Raw genomic sequence first — 18,621 nt, forward strand, 5'->3', positions numbered from 1 at the left:
CGCGATTAATCGCGTCTGTACAATAGTCAATTCAAATGACAAATGACAAAGGACAATTAACAATTAAGAGAAGAGAGATGAAAAGCACCCAAGGCAAAATCAACGAGCTGCTGACTGAGACAGGATGCGAACATAATCAGCACAAACAAGCAGAAAAGAAAAACAAGTCATGCGCTCAACAGGCACAACCTGGCGCGGCTCAAGGGGGCTGTGCCTTTGATGGTGCAATGATTGCTCTAGTGCCGATCGCAGATGCTGCTCATTTAGTCCACGGGCCGATCGCCTGTGCTGGTAATTCCTGGGGCAGTCGTGGTAGTCTATCGTCTGGCCCGCAACTCTACAAAATGGGCTTTACCACTGACTTGGGTGAAAATGATGTCATCTTCGGTGGCGAAAAGAAGCTCTACAAAGCGATTCTGGAACTTCACGAGCGCTACCAACCAGCAGCAGTATTTGTCTATGCCACTTGCGTTACAGCCTTAATTGGCGATGATATGGATGCTGTCTGCAAAGCGGCGGCTGAGAAAATTGGTATTCCTGTTGTTCCAGTCATTGCTCCAGGATTTATTGGCAGTAAAAATCTCGGCAACCGTTTTGGCGGTGAATCTTTATTAGAATATGTTGTCGGCACAGCAGAACCGGAACATACAACGCCCTATGATATTAACTTAATCGGTGAATACAACATCGCCGGGGAAATGTGGGGAGTAACACCACTGTTAGAAAAATTAGGCATCCGTATTTTGTCTAAAATTACGGGCGATGCTCGCTACAATGAAATTCGCTACGCCCACCGCGCCAAGCTCAACGTCATGATCTGCTCGCGAGCGCTGCTCAATATGGCGAGAAAGATGGAGGAGCGTTACAACATCCCCTACATTGAAGAGTCTTTCTACGGCATCGATGATATGAATCGCTGTCTGCGAAATATCGCCGCTAAATTAGGCGACGCTGATTTGCAAGAGCGGACAGAAAAGCTAATTGCAGAAGAAACGGCTGCTTTAGATTTGGCACTAGCTCCCTATCGCGCTCGACTCAAAGGTAAGCGGGTTGTTTTATATACAGGTGGTGTCAAGAGTTGGTCGATTATCTCGGCTGCTAGAGACTTAGGCATTGAAGTTGTTGCTACCAGTACTCGAAAAAGTACTGAAGAAGATAAAGCCAAAATCAAGAAGTTGATTGGCAACGATGGCATCATGCTGGAGAAAGGCAACGCTCAAGAATTGCTACAACTGGTTAAAGACACCAAAGCAGATATGCTGATTGCTGGTGGACGTAACCAATACACAGCTTTGAAAGCTCGAATTCCTTTCCTTGATATCAACCAAGAACGCCACCATCCTTATGCAGGTTATGTGGGAATGATTGAGATGGCGCGGGAACTGTACGAAGCTCTGTATAGCCCGATTTGGGAACAAATACGCAAACCCGCTCCTTGGGAAGAAGAGGAGGAAGTTTAATGGCGGCTGTATCCTCGTTCCCAGACTCAGGCTGGGAACGCATTCCTGAAGGGCTGCTGCCCTTCATTTTAGAGCAGATGAGGCAGAGCCTCACTGTCAGCATTCCCCGGCGGAGCCAGGGAACGAGAAAGTCCGCCTTGGAGGAGGAAGTTTAATGGCGATCGTTACCGCTTCTAACAAAGCACTGACAGTTAATCCCCTCAAGCAGAGTCAAGCTTTGGGCGCAACCTTAGCCTTTTTGGGATTGAAAGGGACAATGCCCTTATTCCACGGTTCTCAAGGTTGTACTGCTTTCGCCAAAGTTGTCCTCGTGCGGCATTTCCGGGAAGCGATTCCCCTAGCTACCACAGCGATGACGGAAGTCACTACAATCTTGGGTGGTGAAGAGAATGTAGAGCAAGCAATTCTGACTCTGGTGGAAAAGGCTAATCCAGAAATTATTGGTTTATGTAGTACTGGGTTAACGGAAACTAGAGGCGATGACATTGAAGGGTTTCTGAAGGAAATCCGCGATCGCCATCCAGAATTGAATGATTTAGCGATCGTTTTTGCACCTACCCCAGATTTTAAAGGTGCGTTGCAAGATGGCTTTGCTGTTGCTGTCGAAAGCATAGTTAAGGAAATTCCCCGCACAGGTGGACTCAGAACTGAACAAGTCACAGTTTTGGCGGGTTCTGCCTTCACACCTGGGGATGTACAGGAAATCAAAGAGATAATCACGTCCTTTGGACTAGTGCCGATTTTTGTACCTGACCTTGGCGCTTCTCTAGATGGTCATTTAGAGGATAATTATAGTGCGGTTACAGTCAGTGGCACTACCTTAAAACAGCTACGAGAAGTAGGTAGTTCTGCCTTTACCCTGGCATTAGGTGAAAGTATGCGGGGGGCTGCCAAGATTCTCGAAGAACGCTTTGGCACACCTTATGAGGTGTTTGGCGAACTGACAGGATTAGAACCAGTAGATGAATTTATCCAAGCATTGGCGATTCTGAGCGGTAACAGCGTACCCGAAAAATACCGCCGCCAACGTCGTCAGTTGCAAGATGCGATGCTGGATACCCACTTTTACTTCGGTGCAAAACGAGTTTCCTTAGCACTGGAACCAGATTTGTTGTGGTCAACAGTGCATTTCCTGCAATCGATGGGAGCGCAAATTCATGCAGTGGTGACAACCACGCGATCGCCTCTCTTAGAAAAACTCCCGGTTAAAAGCATCACCATTGGCGACTTAGAAGACTTTGAGAGTTTAGCGGGTGGTTCTGATTTGCTAATTGGTAACTCGAATGTGGGTGCGATCGCAAAACGCCTTTCGATTCCTCTTTATCGTTTAGGATTGCCCATTTATGACCGCTTAGGTAATGGTCAATTTACCAAAGTTGGCTATCGAGGCACGATGGAGCTTTTATTTGGCATCGGCAACCTGTTTTTAGAGGCAGAAGAAGCGAGAGTTAAACAGTTCCAAGAGTTCGGAACTGTGAGCGCAGAGTTTTGAATTCACACTTGAAATTCAAAACAGTTCAGTTAAGAGTTGATCCTCCCTAACCCTCGTTAAGGCGTGTATACACAAGTCGAATTACCCCCCTTAATCCCCCCTTATAAAGGGGGGAAACAATAAATCAAATCTAGTTCCCTCCCTTTATAAGGGGGAAACAATAAATCAAATCTAGTTCCCTCCCCTTTATAAGGGGAGGGTTAGGGTGGGGTAAAACCTTAGTTAATCAGCTATTTAAGACTTGTGTATCGTGGCTTTTTAAGGGGGATCTTCCAAGACTAAATATTACTAACTGAACCGTATTGCTTCAAAATTCAAAACTTTAGAGAGGAGAATTACAATGAAAATAGCCTTCACGACGAGTGACCGAGTTCATATTAATGCTCACTTCGGATGGGCAAAAATGATTGATGTTTACGAAATTACCGATGAGGGATATCACTTCGTAGAAACCCTCACCTTTGAAGGCGAACTCAAAGAAGATGGGAATGAAGATAAAATCACCCCAAAACTTGAGTCAATAGGCGACTGTACGATTATTTACGTAACAGCAATTGGTGGTAGCGCCGCCGCTCGGTTAATCAAGAAAGGTGTCACCCCAGTGAAGGCGCGATCGGAAGAAGAAGAAATTAGCGAAGTGCTAAATAAGCTAGTGAAAACCCTCAAAGGTAATCCTCCACCTTGGTTGCGTAAAGCTTTACAGCCAAAAACCACAAACTTTGCTGATGAAATTGAAGACGAAGCAACAGTATGACCACAAATAATAGTGTTAACGGAACTGCTACAACAGAAGTCTTGAACTCACCTTTCCTGAAGGTATTAATTAAACAAATCCGTGGTCAAGACAGTTATGGAGTTTATCGTACTTGGTCGGATGAGTTGATTCTCAAACCCTTTATTGTTACCAAACAAAAGAAACGGGAAATCTCCGTTGAGGGCGAAGTCGATCCGATCACGCAAGCACGAATTATGGCATTTTTTCGGGCTGTAGCGGCTGGAATTGAACAAGAAACAGGTTTGATATCTCAGGTTGTAGTTGATTTGAGCCATGAAGGATTTGGCTGGGCGCTAGTTTTTTCTGGTCGTCTCTTGTTAGCTGTGAAAACCTTGCGAGATGCTCATCGCTTTGGCTTTGACTCAGTAGAGAAATTAGCAGAAGAGGGAGAAAACTACGTCAAAAAAGGTCTTGATTTGGCGAAACGTTTTCCTGAAGTTGGCAAAATTTAATTAGTCATTGGTCATTAGTCATTAGTCATTGGTAAATAACTACTGACAAACTACAAAGGACAACTGACTAATGACAAAGGACAAAGGACGAAGGACAAATGACAATTGAGGAACTACAAGGACAAATCAGACGGCTCAACAGTAAAGCAGGTCAAATGAAAATGGATCTGCATGATTTAGCTGAAGGTCTGCCAACAGATTACAACCAACTTATGGATGTTGCCGCCGCAACTTATGAAATCTATCGTCAGTTAGATGAACTTAAGCAACATCTGAAACAATTGGAGAATGCGAAATGACTGGAACTATTGATGAATTCAAGAAACTCGTAGATGCAGAAGAATTTTTTCAATTCTTTAATATGTCCTACGATTTAGAAGTTGTGAATGTAAATCGTTTACATATTCTGAAAAAGTTTTCTCAATATATACAGGAAATTGATGATAATTCTCCTGACTTGAATCAAGAAGAGAGACTAAATCAATATTCTTTGGCTTTGCAAAAGGCTTATCAGGTATTTGTCGAATCAACACCTCACGAACAAAAGCTGTTCAAAGTGTTTAACGACAAGCCGAAAAATGTAGTCACACTGACAGAAATCACTTCTGATTAGGAGGTATAAATTGGTTAACCTAACGCCTACCGAATTAGAACGCTATCGTCGCCAAATGATGCTTCCGAATTTTGGCGAAACAGCACAGAAGCGCCTGAAGTCAGCGACGGTTTTGGTTACAGGTGTGGGGGGATTAGGCGGTACGGCGGCGCTTTACTTAGCAGTAGCGGGCGTTGGGCGGCTAATCCTAGTCCGGGGTGGTGACTTGCGGCAAGATGATATGAATCGTCAGGTTCTTATGACTGATGATTGGGTAGGTAAGCCAAGGGTATTCAAAGCTAAAGAAACTCTGGATGCGATCAATCCTGATGTCCAAGTGGAAGCTGTTCATGATTACATCACCCCGGAAAATGTAGATTCGTTAGTGCAATCTGCTGATATGGCTCTTGATTGCGCCCACAACTTTACAGAGCGCAATTTGTTAAATGAAGCCTGCGTGCGATCGCGTAAACCAATGGTGGAAGCCGCAATGAATGGGATGGAGGCTTACCTGACGACGATTATTCCTGGTGTGACTCCTTGTTTATCTTGTCTGTTTCCAGAAAAGCCTGATTGGGATCAGCGGGGCTTTTCAGTTCTAGGTGCTGTTTCTGGAACCCTAGCTTGTTTAACGGCGTTGGAAGCTATCAAGCTGATCACCGGGTTTAGTCAGCCTCTATTGTCGCAATTACTGACAATCGACTTAAATCGGATGGAATTTGCTAAACGCCGTTCTCACCGCGATCGCTCTTGTCCAGTATGCGGCAATAGTGCGCCTTGGAGACACGCGCAATCCAATTCGATGGAACCCACAGTCAATAGTCATTAGTCATTAGTCATTGGTCATTGGTCATTAGTCATTGGTCATTAGTCATTGGTGAATAACAAAGGACAACTGACAAATGACAAAGGACAACTAACAAATGACAACCCCACCTGAAATCAGAACAACTAATCGCTACAAATCAGGAGAACTGATGGCCGTTATTTTATCAGAAAAAGCAGAATTTCATCTGCGGGCATTCCTTAAAGGTTCCGCACCCGATGCTGATGGCGCAACGAAAGGTGTCCGCATCTCTGTAAAAGATGGTGGTTGCAGTGGCTACGAATATGCGATCGATATCACCAGCAAGCCCCAACCAGATGATTTGGTAAGTCAGCAAGGCAAAGTGCTGGTTTACGTTGATGCCAAAAGTGCGCCGTTATTAGACGGAGTTATTGTTGACTTCGTTGAGGGAGTGATGGAAAGCGGTTTTAAATTCATCAACCCTAATGCAACTGATACCTGCGGTTGTGGAAAGTCTTTTAAAACAGGCGACTGTACGCCTACTGGTGTACCTTGCAGCTAAGATCATTTCGTTAGTGCTAAGTCAATTGTAGAGATTTCCCATAAACGCACTCCGCAGAGTTTCAATGCCCTTGAGATAGCTTCTAGTTCGCATTGCATCCCTTATCTCTATAAAAAAGCTAACTAAACTTAGCATCTCTGTCAGAAGAAGGGAAGCAAAAAGTAGGATAGGTTGCTCAAAAAATTCGGAAATTAGACCAACTGTATAACGTTTGAGGAGAATCTGAAAATGGCTTCCTACCAAGTTAGATTAATCAACAAAAAAGAAGACATCGACACCACAATTGAAGTTGACGAAGAAACTACCATCTTAGAAGCAGCAGAAGAAAATGGTATTGAGTTGCCCTTTTCATGTCATGCCGGCTCTTGCTCTAGCTGTGTTGGTAAAGTTGTCGAAGGTGAAGTTAATCAAGACGATCAAAACTTTTTAGATGACGATCAGGTTTCTAAAGGATACGCTCTACTTTGTGTAACTTATCCTCGTTCTAATTGCACAATTAAAACACATCAAGAAGCATATCTGGTCTAAATTATTACTTTGGTTGCTGCCTTTTGCAACCAAATAACAAATGAAGGATGAAGGATGAAAATATACTTCCTTCCTCCTTTCAAAATTCCTAATTTATAATTAAATATCTACCCGCTTTAGTGTTATTGGCTATTTATTAGAATTATTTATAATGCAAGAGCTAGAAATCGTAACTTTTTATAAAAATCAAAATAGAATAATCTTGAAAAAACTTGTATTAATAGGAATAGTAATAGGAATTTATATCAGTTTATGACAAAAAAAAATTTATTCTCAATATTGATAACATAGATTTTGTCCTAGATTTAGAAAGTGTCCGAGCGATTTATGTTCGCATTATTGATAATTCCATTAATTAACCTTTATGTATAGTCTTATTTAATCATTTCTGAAACATCAAACACCTGGCTTTTTAAATAAGTTGAGTATCTGTGATTTTCAATTTGAAAAATCTAATATGATTGCTGCAATTACGCTTGAATACGTTATTGCACTCTAATTGTATAAATAAATGCAATTTTATATGAAAATATAGAGTGGCTCACAAAGGAAGCCAACTCTATTTTTTAATCAACAGCAACGATCACATCTGATGATTTAATCACAGCATAGGCTTGCTTACCTTCTGCAAGTGATAGCTTTTCCGCTGATGATTTTGTGATGATTGATACTAGCTCTACTCCTGGCGCTAGTTCTAAAGTTATCTCAGTATTAACTGAACCATGTACAACTTTTTTGACAGTACCCTTCAGAGAATTACGAGCGCTAATTTCCATGTTTTTAATTCACTAATTTTGACTATTTATACTTTAGTAAGTTAGCAAGTTTTTATTTTAAAAATAGATTTTTTTAAAATATCTTAATAATTTTGAAATCACCTCATTTACTTAACGGTAGTATCTCTGCTTGACGAGCATTACACGAATAGGTGGGGCGGTCATTTGCTCCAAAAAGTAAGATAAAAAATTTAAAAAAAGTAATTATTAATGATAATATACATCAAATTTAAAACAGCTAATTTTATGTATAAGTACTGAGGTTATATGATAACTGTATCTTTATAATAACTAAGCTAAAAAGAGGTTCATATTGTGCAGGATCGAGTTAATACAACAAGGCAAAATCTATTTTTTGAACACTTAAGTCTAGGTGTAGGTGTAGGATTTCCTGTTCCTAAAGACTGGTTGCCAATAACGAGTTTTCCTTTACTAATCATAGTAGGTATGACTGGCGTAGGAAAAAGCACGATTGCAAAAGCTTTGGCTAAAGAAGGCTTGGATTTTACACTTTTACCTAATCGTCGTGTTTTAACCGAACGCGTAATAATTGCGCCAATGTTAAAAATGCAAGAGAAACTCATACAACCCCATTGCCGGATTAAACGCCTAACTTATACTCGTCTTTATAGAGAATACTTTCCTGGTGGAATGGGTCACATCTTAGCTTCGCTACATATTAATCCACAACAAGTCAACTCTATGTTAGTTTTCGATAGTTTACGTGGTGAAAATGAGATTCGCTATGCAGCTAAAGCTTTAAAAAATGCTAAATTTGTAATGTTGACTGCACCAAATACTGTACGTTTAGAAAGGCTTATAAAACGTCATGATTCTTTCGATCGAATTGCTAATCAAGAGTTAGACGAGCGGATGCAAATTATTCCAGAAGTCTTGAGTAATTTTGCTAGTTTGGGCGTACCAGAAGCTTCTGCTTATTTTACTCCTAAAGAAGAACAACAAATCTTAGAACTTATCAGTAAACAAGTTATCACAAGTCTAGAATTGCGGGAAAAACTAAAAATATTTGTCGAAGAAAGTCAGAACTATGATTCGGTTTTGACGAAACAGATTTTAGAGGCGATGGATACGAGCGATCGCTCTCTTATAATTGATACTATAGTCAGTCCTCAAGAATCAGCCAAAGCAATTATTTCTCAATTATACAAATCTGCTAATATAAAAACTAATAAGTGAATATCCTTAGTCAGAATTAGTATAGGGATTGCTCAATGTCGCTATCTGAATTTGCAATTGTAGAAAGTACTCTCCGTGAAGGCGAACAATTTGTCAAAGCCAATTTTTCTTCAGATGATAAAGTCGAGATTGCTGAAGCCCTTGCTGAGTTTGGAGTGGAATATATAGAGTTAACGTCACCAATTGCTTCACCTCAGTCTAGACGAGACTGTGAACGATTGGCTCAGTTAGGCTTGCCATCCAAAATATTAACTCACATTCGCTGTCACTTAGAAGATGCTAAAGTTGCTTTAGCAACAGGCGTAGCCGGGATTAATTTAACTATTGGTAGTTCTTCTTTGATGCGTCAGTTCAGTCATGGTAAAAATATTAATCAAATTATTGATTTAGCATCTGAAGTTTTAACTTTTATCCATCAACAATCTCCCGATGTTGAGTTACGGTTTTCAGCTGAGGATTCGTCACGCACTTCCATAGAAGATTTAATCACAATTTACTCGGAGATTGAAAAATTAGGAGTTGTCAAACGCATAGGAATTGCCGATACAGTAGGAATTATTACGCCAATGCAAGTATTTGAATTAGTGAAGACTTTGCGCCAGTTCACTAATTTAGATATTGAGTTTCATGGTCATAATGATACAGAATGTGCAAATGCTAACAGTTATACAGCATTGGAAGCAGGAGCAACTCATATTGACACTTGTGTTCTGGGTATTGGTGAACGCAATGGTATTACCTCACTAGCTGGATTCATCGCTAGGTTATATGCCACAAATCCAGAACAGATTAAATCGAAATATCGCTTAGATCGACTTGGTTACTTGCATGAATTAGTTGCGAGAAAAGTTGGAATTTCTATTCCTTTTAACCATTGTGTTTTTGGTGAGAGTGCTTTTAGTCATAAAGCTGGCATTCATACTAAAGCTATGCTTAATAACTCTGAGACTTATGAAGCTATTAATCCCAGGAGTTTTGGTGTAACGCGCTCAATCTTAATTAATCATAAATTGGCTGGAAAACAGGCGGTTAATTACCGAGCGAATGAATTAGGACTTTCTTTTAATTTATCCCAGCTTAAAGATATTACCAATATGTTAAAAACTTTAGCTGACAAACAAAATCTTACCATCGAAGATGTAGACAATATTTTATATTCTTATCATTGCCAGTAAATTTAAAAATATACGCACTTACTATTCAAGTGCAGATCCCCGACTTATTGAAGAAGTCGGGGATCTAAATCCACTTATATCTGCTATTAATCTATTTTATAAAAGAAAACTGTAAAAATTACTGCTTTTCCATTATTTTTCAAGCTTTTTTAAGAAGAATGTTCGCTGTTCTTTAGAAATGATTCATAATTTAAACTTATAAAATTGATAGCATATATGTAAGTTAAAAGGATTTAAATAGCATTTTGGCAAAAATGGTGAGCAATGCTCACCATTCTATTTGTGAAGCAAATTTATATTAGTAAAAAAGTTAAATTAGGAGTAATTATGAATCGAACCAACAGTCAAAGTTTGAGTGAAGTAACAACTCAATGGTTAATAGCAAAAGGCTACAATCTTAATGATTTAAATCAGCCGGGTGAAAATGGCGATACAGCTTTGATGAAAGCGACAAGAGAAGGAGTTTATACAGTCGTCAAAGAACTAATTGATGCTGGTGCAGATATCAATGCTCAAAATAGCGATCGCAACAATGCTTTGTGGTTTGCTTGTTTTGGTAATTACTACGATTTAATTAATTTACTGTTGGCTCATAACATTGACATTAACAACCAAAATGATAACGGTGCAACTGTTTTAATGTATGCGGCATCAGCCGGAAAGACAGAAGTTGTAAAGTTACTTTTACAACATCATCCTAATTTATATTTAAAAAACTTAGATGATTATAAAGCAATAGATTTTGCTAGCAACGTAGAAGTCTTAAGGATAATTAAAAATGCCATCAAGTCAGATATTGGGCAAAGCTTATCATGACGCTACCAAGCATTCTTACTTATCGGTACAACTCGATCCAAATTATGTAGATGCTTCAACACAGCCATCTTCATTTAAAGTTTATCCCAAGTTTTATCGGAGAGTGAAATTAAATCTCAATAATCCTGTTCACTCTTTTATCTCGCTAACCAGTGCAATAACACTAGAAAAAGTATATAAAGATGGCCCATTAAAACTGCGAGTGAATCCATCAGCAGGCGCTCTGTATCCTACGGAAGTTTACGTACAGGTTCGCGGCATTGAGGGAATAGTAAATGGTATATACCATCTAGAAGTTGAGAATAATTGTCTAACTCTCATCTATGAATTAATTGATGATGGGTTAGAAAATTATATTATACCGGGTAAATGTATCAACGGATTCATCTTTTTAATTAGTTGTGTTTATTATAGGTCTAGCTGGAAATATCAAAACAGGAGCATAAGATATTGCTTCTTAGATAGCGGACACCATTTAGGTGCAGTTGCCGCTTCAGCTTTTCTCCACAACCGAGATATACAACTAGTTTTTGACTTTGATAAACTTGCCCTCAATTCAGATTTAGGATTTGAGAATAAAGAGTTTATCACTGCTTGTGCGGTGTCAGGAGAAGTACAAGACAAGAAAATCAGAAGCTTAAGGCTGAAAGTTCCTTTTGTCTCTGGTACTGATTATTTTGAACCTAATCAATTTATTGAAGATGCCTATCAAGCAACTACTCTACAAAAGAGTCGCCAGCAGAAATTAGAGTATCCTCAATTTAACTTTGATAAGGATAAATTTTCTCAAACTGTTTGGAATAGACGTTCTATTAGACGTTTCCGGAAAGAGGCTATTTCTCAAGAAGATTATTTATATGTAGTGCAACAACTTCAGCAGTCAATACCGACAGAAAACTATGAGGAGATAGAAATTTACTCAGTGGTGCATCGAGTAGAGAGAATGACACCTGGGTTATATAAAGGTACGTGTTTGATTAAAGCGGGTAACTTTAGTGAAAAGACAGGTTACTTATGTATTAATCAAGCTATTGCTAGAGATGGCGCTGTAACTTTATTTTTTGTGTCAGATTATTTAAATTATCAAACTGCTATGCAAATAGCTGGTTTTCTGGGACAGAGACTTTATTTAACTAGTAATTATTTGGGAATTCAATGTAGTGGGATTGGTGCTTATTATGATGAGGAAACCAAAGAATTATTAGAAACAAATGAAGATGTACTTTATGGAATGGTGATTGGAATATAAGCAGGAAGCTAAAGAGAGATGCCTAGAAAGATGTATTACTTTAATGGTGATGACTCACATCCGATACAACCGACATCGGCAGATATTATACTGCGGCAGCAACTAGAGTATTCTATTAGCAGATACTTTTATGACGCTTGCGATCGCACCATTCAAAATCTGCTGTCTGATTGTCGGTGGTATGTCACAACCCACGCCAATGCTCTGACATTGGTAATTGAATGTCCCGATCAAGTTATTAATTGGCGTGTTTTACAAAAAATTGTGCCAATGGGGACATTACTCTACGGAATTGTTAACAGTGCTAAAATCCGTGTTTGTCCGCCAGAGAGTCAAGGCGTACCTTTTGAAATGAGGGTAGATGAACTTTCTGTTTATCGGGATTGGGCGTGATTCGATTTTGGATTTTAGATTTTGGATTTTGGATTAGTTAATATTCTGGCTGATAAGTGCAGCTACCTCTTCAAAAACTAAATCAGCAGAATCTTTGACAACAGGACTTAACTCTAGTCCCAAACCAAGATTTGCCGCTTCAATTAAATAAACTGTGACATCTTCAGGAAAGTCATTTTGAAATATTTTCCGTCCGGCGGCTAAAGCATTATCCCAACGAAAATCGTGCAAGTTATAATTAGGTTCGGGCATTGCTTCCAGTTCTTTTCCTGGAACTTTAAACACAGCACCGGGTTCAGAACCAGTTGAACTTGCATCAATAATTACTAATTGTTTACTACCTCTAGCTTGAAACATTACTTCCATCCCTGCGGTGCCACAGTCATATACTCGCACATGAGGATGAGGGTTTTCAGCTAGATATTTTTGTAAGCGTTGGGCAATGATTACGCCTACTGCGTCATCACTGCGATTGAGATTGCCGCAACCGATAATAGTGAGCATGGGATGAGATTTAATTGTTTAAGCAGTTGCAAATTCAGTCAAAGCGCGATCGCTTGGAGGATGAAAAGCTAACACAATATCACTTTGGGGAACCCCTGCGTTTAATAATTCCGTGGCAATACCTTCTTCAGTCCAATCTTCTTCGATCCAAATTTTGTTATTTTTAATCCGAATATGTACAGTAATACCTTTAATTCTGCGATTTTTTTGCCAGCCAATCTGAAACCATAGATATTGATCGCGTTCATCATCGAGTGCTAAAAGGCTCTCTAAGTCGTCATCAGACGAGCTATTGCAGATGCGGTCATATTCTATGAGAATATTTTTAATAATATATCTGTAGTGACTTAGTTTATCCATTGAACTATAACCTCACTTTCGACATCTACAACCATTAATAAGACTTGATTCTGCTGAACTACTAACGTAATTGCTTTTAGCTGGAAAAAATTTTCATAAGTGCTTTGCTTGATTGCTAAATAAAGTTGATATTGAGGTTCTGTAACTTTAATCAGATTACGATAAAAAATATATTGACCTAAAGCATTTTCAAAGTCATTTATTGGCGATTTTCCCAGGAAGCTTTTAATTTCAACAATAATTTTAGTTCCGTTGCGTTCAGCTGCAAGTGTTCTCTCAGCCGCTAGGTCAGCAAATAGCTTAGTATTTTCATACTTGATGATGTAAGGGTCATCTGTAATTATCCAACCGTCTTTGATGACAGCTGCTTTTACAGCATTATGGTAGAAATCCCTAGCGGGCATAGAGTCACAAAATTATAGTAAGTATATTCTAGCAATACCACAGTAGGTATGTAGTTGTGAGATTGCTGGTGAAGTGATCGTAGTTAAGACAGCTAGTTAGCTTGTTATATCTATGCTGGATTTGGGAATAATCTAGTCAGCTTACTGACTTTTACTAATTTCAATAACTTAAAATTATGGATTTTTGGGATGCACTGAAAAAGGGAGTAATTTGGGGGTCTGGTCTCTAGGTATTGGTTTGGGCATTCTAGCAGGTTTATTTTTTGTATTCTTAAATTATGCTGGAGTTGCAGATTCAATATCTACAGTAGTTATCTGTGTGATTTTTTTCGGATTTGGAGGTATTATTCTAGGCGGAATCCTCGCTCTAAGTATTTTAAGTGCAATAGGCACCCTAAAATTTTTAACTGGGTATGTGTCTTCCTGGGAGGAAGTATTATAAGCATTTTAACTTCTCTTCTGACTACTCTAATTGGTGGTTTAGCTGGCTGGATAAGCTTTTCATTCATTCCAATCTTATTGTTTTCATGTCAATATCTGTCTTAAAAGTAACCTGAGTGGGTTGAAAAAGCTTTAAACGAATCAATTGTAATGTTTCTATCAAGTATACTTTTGACTTTTCTAGTGTTTTGTTTCCACAACTTAACTGGCATTACTTTGCGTGGTATGTAACTGTAAATTTGTCTATGGAGCGATCGCAATTTAACAGTTAACAGTAATTGAAGTTTGTAATACAGCCAATCATTAGTGACTAAAACAGAGGCTTTGACTGATGGGACAGACAAAGCCTCTGAAAAAGAATTTATCAGCAGTCAACTATAACTCTACACCATGTTTCTTCGCAACTTCAGTCAGTTTCTCATACTGATGTTGTGATGCTTGAGTTAATATCTCTTCAGCCTGTTCTTTAGTACTTCCCTCTTTAGGAATTAAATACTTGACGTAAAGAGATACAAAATCAGCAGCGATCGCTAAACCAGATAAAGCGTGTTTGTCAGCTTCCTTACCAGCGATCGCTGCTACCAAACCAGCTTTAATTGGGTCTGGTTTAACTTTCATGAACTGCTCGACAAGTTTAGGAACGTAGTCTTCTGGTGGCAAATTATCTAACTTACTTCTATCAGGAGTAAAGTTATATTCTGCGGCTTGAGCTTGCTCTAAAACACACCATTCTATGTATTCTTGCAATGCTGCATCGGGAACGCGAGGAAGATAATTATGTAGCGCTAAATCAGACACAAGCTTACCGTGTAAATTGCTGTTTTATGCAAATGCATTAATGCAAGCCTAACTCACTGTTTATGGAAGTTTTAGTATGTTACGCTACGACTGTTGAATCAGCTGATTGTGTAAATGATTAATCCTGAATCTGAGCCATGTTTGCGCGTTTATCAGCCATTGCCTATAATTACGCAACGGGAAGAGACAGTTAGCGTTTAGCCCAAGCTAGGCTGGGAAAATAGTTTTTTATTTTTAACATCATGCCTCGCATTCAGCTAGCATATCCTAAAATTCTCGGTAGCAAAAACTACCCCTCCAGTTGCTGTATTGCTTTTGATAAATACGACGGTACGAATCTGCATTGGGTTTGGGAAGTCGAACTAGGGTGGTATGGGTTTGGGACTCGGCGCGATCGCTTTGATTTGGATGAGAGGGGTATTGCTGAGTTCAACGCCGCCCATCCAGGGCTAGAAGAGGCTTCTAACCTGTTTCAAAAGCTTTTCGCCACCCCCCTAGACAAACTGTTTCGAGAAAACCCCGCTTACAATAGCCCAGAAATCACCGTCTTCACTGAATTTTTTGGGGCGAATTCCTTCGCGGGGATGCACAAACCCGAAGAATCGAAACAACTGATTCTCTTTGATGTAGAAACTAATCGCGGGATGATTCCCCCCGAACAGTTTGTACAAGATTTTAGTAATTTAGCGATCGCCCGCGTTGTCTATCGTGGCAAACTCACCGGACAATTTGTAGAAGATGTCCGCGCTGGGAAGTATGGCCTAGCCGAGGGTGTAGTCTGCAAAGGTGGTAGCAATTCTGCTGATTTGTGGATGATAAAAATCAAAACTAACGCCTATATGAAAAAGCTACAGCAAGCCTTCCAAAATGACTGGGAAAACTATTGGGAGTGATAGAGCAGTATGAGTCTGAACTTTCTAAACCAGGCTAACTACAGAAATTTTGGTGCGTTACCCTACGACTAACGCACCTGACAACTAAATTAAGCAGTGCGAAACCGCGCTAACTCTTCACCAGTCTTAGCATCATGGGCGTGGACTGTACACACCAAACATGAATCAAACGATCGCGCCACATGACCAACTTCCACCGGATCGCTAGAATCGTAAATGGGTGTGCCAATTAACGCTTCTTCAATCGGGCCGCGGATTCCATCACCGTCACGAGGGCCGATATTCCAAGTACCTGGAGCAATAACTTGGTAATTCTTAATTTTACCGCCCTCTATTTCTACCCAGTGAGATAAGGAACCTCGCGCTGCTTCCGTTGCACCCCAACCGCGTCCATCTTTTTCTTTGGGTTTAATATACCAAGGGTCGTTTAATTTGAATTCGCGCAAACAGTGTTCGGCTTGACGATATAACTTGACAAGTTCATGAACTCGTGCTAGCTGACGCACATGAATACTAGCACCACCCATCCGTTTGAAGACATCAAGGATAAAGCCGTCGTAGTGTTGCCAAGATTCGCCATGTTTACCACCAGCTACTAATTGACGCGCTAAGGGGCCAGTTTCCAAGCGTCCGAAGTCTTTGTGAAGAACTGCACTCGACCAAGAGTAGGCGTTATCGAAGTCTTTTGTATTGATTGCAGTGGGTTTAGTGTTGCGATCGCTAGGGTGAATATCCTCTGTCCCTTCATCGTACCAAGAGTGAGTTGTATTCTCGCGGGTGAATGACTGATCCATTAAGGTGTGAGTGTGTGTGAAGCTGTCGTACACTCCACTTTTCATGATCGTTGCCGCGTTTCGTCCCTCGATAGTCGGCTTTTGGTATTTATCTTCATGGGCTAAATATCCCCAAGTGACATATTTACCAACACCAGCGCCATATCTATCTAAACCAATGTCTAAACCCATGCGCCAATAAAAACCTAAGTCGGAATCTCGATGATTGCGGTTTTCATCTAACCAATCTCTAAAATCATCATAACTTTGGATTTGTTCGTAGCGTTCTAAAGAACAACCCAACCAAACTGGTTCTAACCAATTGGTGCGGAAATATTCGAGAAGCGCCCAAGCGCGGGTAATATCTGTTAAAGTGGGGGCGCACATCACGCCACCGGGAACCATGTAGCTGGAATGGGGCCATTGTCCGCCCAACAGTGCATAAATTTCTACAGGTTTAGCGGAAATTGTTATACCTAGTTCGTAAGATTTGCCTGTGAAAGCGGCAAAACGTTTAACAGCTTCCTCATAAAAGCGACTATGGCGGTATTTTTTATTGGTTAAATCAATGGCAAACAAACCATAAAAATAGCGGGGAATGCTTTGAATAGTCTCGACAATTTGACCGAGATTTCTCGCCAAAATTGCATTGCGGGGAACTTCTGTTTCCCAAGCTGTATCTAATGCCCAAGATGCACTAGTCAGGTGAGAACCGCCGCAAATTCCGCAAATGCGAGGTGTAACAATTAATCCGGCTTGGGGATCTTTACCGCGAAGGATAACTTCAAATCCTCGGAAAAGTTCGGCGTGTGTCCAGGCGTTGACTACCCGTCCATGTTCAATATCAACTCGGACATCTAAATCGCCTTCAACTCTACCGACGGGCGAAATGTCTAATGATTGAATTGTCATTTGTCATTTGTCCTTTGTCATTTGTTATTTGTCATTTGTCATTTGTCATTTGTCATTTGTCCTTTGTCCTTTGTTATTTGTGATTGGTAATTATTCACTCGCCTCACTGCAAAATAGTCGAAACCCTTGATTTCTCGTTGAGAGGTATAGAGAAGTGTGAAAGGTTATAGCCATTAGTCAAATCACAAAGGACTAATGACTAATGACAAAGGACTAATGACAAATGACTAATGACTAAACTGTAAAAAAGTCTTCTTCTGCCCAAGGTGGTGCTGCATCTTTGGCGACCATTGTCAGTAAGGCGTATTCTTTTTTGTTCACCCCTGGCGGTAATTCTTTGGGAACTCCCATTACTGTTTGGGTTTTAAATACGGTTCCTGGTTTCAGGTCAAAGAAGGGAAATTCTGGTTCGGTGCAACCTAAACAAGGCATTCCAGCGCGGGTTTTGGATGAAACGCGGTTCCATAGGATGCGGTTACAGGAAGAATGAGTCATGGGGCCGCGACAACCCAAGTCATAAAATAGGCATCCTTTACGTTGACCAAATTCGGCGGTTGATGCTTTGTAGGCAAAGTGGACGTTGCGGGTACAACCTGTTTGGGTATAGGTGTTGAAGAAGGTTTGGGGACGATTTAGTTCATCGAAAGCAATGTCTGCTATGCGTCCAGTAGCGATCGCAACTAATATCTGCGTAATCCAGTCGGGATGGGCGGGACATCCAGGTATATTAATTACAGGTAATCCTGCTTGTGATACGAAATCTTTCCCTAAAAAGCCACCTTCTTGACGTTTGAGAAATTGCAAACCTTCCGATTCGCTGGGGTTGGGTGACATAGCAGGAATTCCTCCCCAGGTTGCACAGTCTCCCACAGCGACAATAAATTGAGCAACTTTAGCGAGGTCTAATAACCAATCTTTCATGGCGCGATCGGCAAACCGATTCCATTCGCCAGTGCCGTTGGGGGCGTTAACAACACTGCCTTCAAATACCAAGATATCTAAAGGAATTTTGCCAGAAATACAATCCCGTAGTAGTGTTTGCAAATCATTGCCTAGTTCCAGCCCCAAGGAAGGATGCCAAAGTATATTGATACCAAAGTCGGCAATTAAATCGCAGACTGTCGGTTCTTCAGCGTTGAGAAATGACATGGTGTTGCCTGAACAAGCACCACCTTGTAGCCATAGTACGTTAGTCATCGGCTAGGTATTTTTGTATTGTTTCCCATGCATGATGTAGGTGATATTGCTTGCAAAGTCTCACCTGTTTATCAATATTTATTTT

General features: G+C 40.2%; 22 protein-coding genes. 15 read left to right on the forward strand and 7 right to left on the reverse strand.

Annotated features, from left to right (window positions below; genetic code table 11):
• Positions 1-77: 77 nt before the first annotated feature.
• From nifE to RM049_RS24075, 9 genes are all read left to right on the forward strand, one after another.
• Positions 78-1,460 carry a nitrogenase iron-molybdenum cofactor biosynthesis protein NifE gene (gene nifE, locus RM049_RS24035; protein ID WP_322705958.1) on the forward strand — a complete coding sequence of 461 codons (1,383 nt, stop codon included), beginning with the start codon at positions 78-80 and terminating at the stop codon, positions 1,458-1,460.
• Positions 1,461-1,614: 154 nt separating this feature from the next.
• Positions 1,615-2,952 carry a nitrogenase iron-molybdenum cofactor biosynthesis protein NifN gene (gene nifN, locus RM049_RS24040; protein ID WP_322705959.1) on the forward strand — a complete coding sequence of 446 codons (1,338 nt, stop codon included), beginning with the start codon at positions 1,615-1,617 and terminating at the stop codon, positions 2,950-2,952.
• 340 nt (positions 2,953-3,292) lie between these two features.
• Entirely contained in the window at positions 3,293-3,706 is a 414-nt protein-coding gene (gene nifX, locus RM049_RS24045; protein WP_069069804.1) for a nitrogen fixation protein NifX, read from the forward strand.
• Positions 3,703-4,179, forward strand: coding sequence for a NifX-associated nitrogen fixation protein (locus tag RM049_RS24050; RefSeq protein ID WP_322674578.1), 477 nt, complete (start codon positions 3,703-3,705; stop codon positions 4,177-4,179). The genes nifX and RM049_RS24050 overlap by 4 nt, the downstream gene beginning before the upstream one ends.
• A gap of 98 nt (positions 4,180-4,277) precedes the next feature.
• Positions 4,278-4,478, forward strand: coding sequence for a CCE_0567 family metalloprotein (locus RM049_RS24055; protein WP_100900533.1), 201 nt, complete (start codon positions 4,278-4,280; stop codon positions 4,476-4,478).
• A complete protein-coding gene (gene nifW, locus RM049_RS24060) occupies positions 4,475-4,792 on the forward strand; it encodes a nitrogenase-stabilizing/protective protein NifW (protein WP_322674579.1) in 318 nt (105 codons plus the stop codon). The genes RM049_RS24055 and nifW overlap by 4 nt, the downstream gene beginning before the upstream one ends.
• Before the next feature lie 10 nt (positions 4,793-4,802).
• Positions 4,803-5,600, forward strand: coding sequence for a HesA/MoeB/ThiF family protein (locus tag RM049_RS24065; protein ID WP_322683920.1), 798 nt, complete (start codon positions 4,803-4,805; stop codon positions 5,598-5,600).
• A 148-nt stretch (positions 5,601-5,748) separates the two neighbouring features.
• Positions 5,749-6,120, forward strand: a complete 372-nt coding sequence (locus tag RM049_RS24070) for a HesB/IscA family protein (RefSeq protein WP_229455309.1) — start codon at positions 5,749-5,751, stop codon at positions 6,118-6,120.
• A 228-nt stretch (positions 6,121-6,348) separates the two neighbouring features.
• On the forward strand, positions 6,349-6,648 hold the full coding sequence (locus RM049_RS24075) for a 2Fe-2S iron-sulfur cluster-binding protein (RefSeq protein WP_069069799.1): 300 nt from the start codon (positions 6,349-6,351) through the stop codon (positions 6,646-6,648).
• A gap of 566 nt (positions 6,649-7,214) precedes the next feature.
• Here RM049_RS24075 and RM049_RS24080 read toward each other — a convergent pair.
• Positions 7,215-7,424, reverse strand: coding sequence for a molybdopterin-binding protein (locus RM049_RS24080; RefSeq protein WP_322667910.1), 210 nt, complete (start codon positions 7,422-7,424; stop codon positions 7,215-7,217).
• A 315-nt stretch (positions 7,425-7,739) separates the two neighbouring features.
• On the opposite strand from RM049_RS24080, the gene RM049_RS24085 reads away from it, so the two are divergent.
• From RM049_RS24085 to RM049_RS24105, 5 genes are all read left to right on the forward strand, one after another.
• Positions 7,740-8,621: an AAA family ATPase gene (locus RM049_RS24085; protein WP_322674581.1), complete on the forward strand. Its 882-nt coding sequence runs from the start codon at positions 7,740-7,742 to the stop codon at positions 8,619-8,621.
• 35 nt (positions 8,622-8,656) lie between these two features.
• Entirely contained in the window at positions 8,657-9,796 is a 1,140-nt protein-coding gene (gene lysS, locus RM049_RS24090) for a homocitrate synthase (protein WP_322674582.1), read from the forward strand.
• A 327-nt stretch (positions 9,797-10,123) separates the two neighbouring features.
• On the forward strand, positions 10,124-10,612 hold the full coding sequence (locus RM049_RS24095) for an ankyrin repeat domain-containing protein (RefSeq protein ID WP_322705960.1): 489 nt from the start codon (positions 10,124-10,126) through the stop codon (positions 10,610-10,612).
• Entirely contained in the window at positions 10,575-11,861 is a 1,287-nt protein-coding gene (locus RM049_RS24100) for a SagB/ThcOx family dehydrogenase (protein ID WP_322705961.1), read from the forward strand. Before RM049_RS24095 ends, RM049_RS24100 begins: the two co-directional genes overlap by 38 nt.
• Before the next feature lie 18 nt (positions 11,862-11,879).
• Positions 11,880-12,254 (forward strand): hypothetical protein, encoded by a 375-nt coding sequence (locus RM049_RS24105; protein WP_322705962.1) that lies wholly within the window; start codon positions 11,880-11,882, stop codon positions 12,252-12,254.
• A 33-nt stretch (positions 12,255-12,287) separates the two neighbouring features.
• On the opposite strand, the gene RM049_RS24110 is transcribed toward RM049_RS24105, so the two are convergent.
• The 4 genes from RM049_RS24110 to RM049_RS24125 form a co-directional block, all read right to left on the reverse strand.
• Positions 12,288-12,758, reverse strand: a complete 471-nt coding sequence (locus RM049_RS24110) for a hydrogenase maturation protease (protein ID WP_322705963.1) — start codon at positions 12,756-12,758, stop codon at positions 12,288-12,290.
• A gap of 18 nt (positions 12,759-12,776) precedes the next feature.
• Positions 12,777-13,118 carry a XisI protein gene (locus RM049_RS24115; RefSeq protein WP_322705964.1) on the reverse strand — a complete coding sequence of 114 codons (342 nt, stop codon included), beginning with the start codon at positions 13,116-13,118 and terminating at the stop codon, positions 12,777-12,779.
• Entirely contained in the window at positions 13,106-13,522 is a 417-nt protein-coding gene (locus tag RM049_RS24120; RefSeq protein WP_322705965.1) for a XisH family protein, read from the reverse strand. Before RM049_RS24120 ends, RM049_RS24115 begins: the two co-directional genes overlap by 13 nt.
• A gap of 816 nt (positions 13,523-14,338) precedes the next feature.
• Entirely contained in the window at positions 14,339-14,761 is a 423-nt protein-coding gene (locus RM049_RS24125) for a hypothetical protein (RefSeq protein WP_322705966.1), read from the reverse strand.
• Positions 14,762-15,003: 242 nt separating this feature from the next.
• Here RM049_RS24125 and RM049_RS24130 point away from each other — a divergent pair, with 242 nt between their 5' ends.
• Positions 15,004-15,654 (forward strand): RNA ligase family protein, encoded by a 651-nt coding sequence (locus RM049_RS24130; RefSeq protein ID WP_322705967.1) that lies wholly within the window; start codon positions 15,004-15,006, stop codon positions 15,652-15,654.
• 89 nt (positions 15,655-15,743) lie between these two features.
• On the opposite strand, the gene RM049_RS24135 is transcribed toward RM049_RS24130, so the two are convergent.
• Together RM049_RS24135 and RM049_RS24140 are read right to left on the reverse strand one after the other, a co-directional pair.
• Positions 15,744-17,339: a nickel-dependent hydrogenase large subunit gene (locus RM049_RS24135; RefSeq protein WP_322701686.1), complete on the reverse strand. Its 1,596-nt coding sequence runs from the start codon at positions 17,337-17,339 to the stop codon at positions 15,744-15,746.
• A gap of 234 nt (positions 17,340-17,573) precedes the next feature.
• Positions 17,574-18,536, reverse strand: a complete 963-nt coding sequence (locus RM049_RS24140) for a hydrogenase small subunit (RefSeq protein WP_322674491.1) — start codon at positions 18,534-18,536, stop codon at positions 17,574-17,576.
• Positions 18,537-18,621: the final 85 nt, after the last annotated feature.

It is taken from the genome of Nostoc sp. DedQUE04, from assembly GCF_034530995.1.
Taxonomy (GTDB): Bacteria; Cyanobacteriota; Cyanobacteriia; order Cyanobacteriales; family Nostocaceae; genus Nostoc.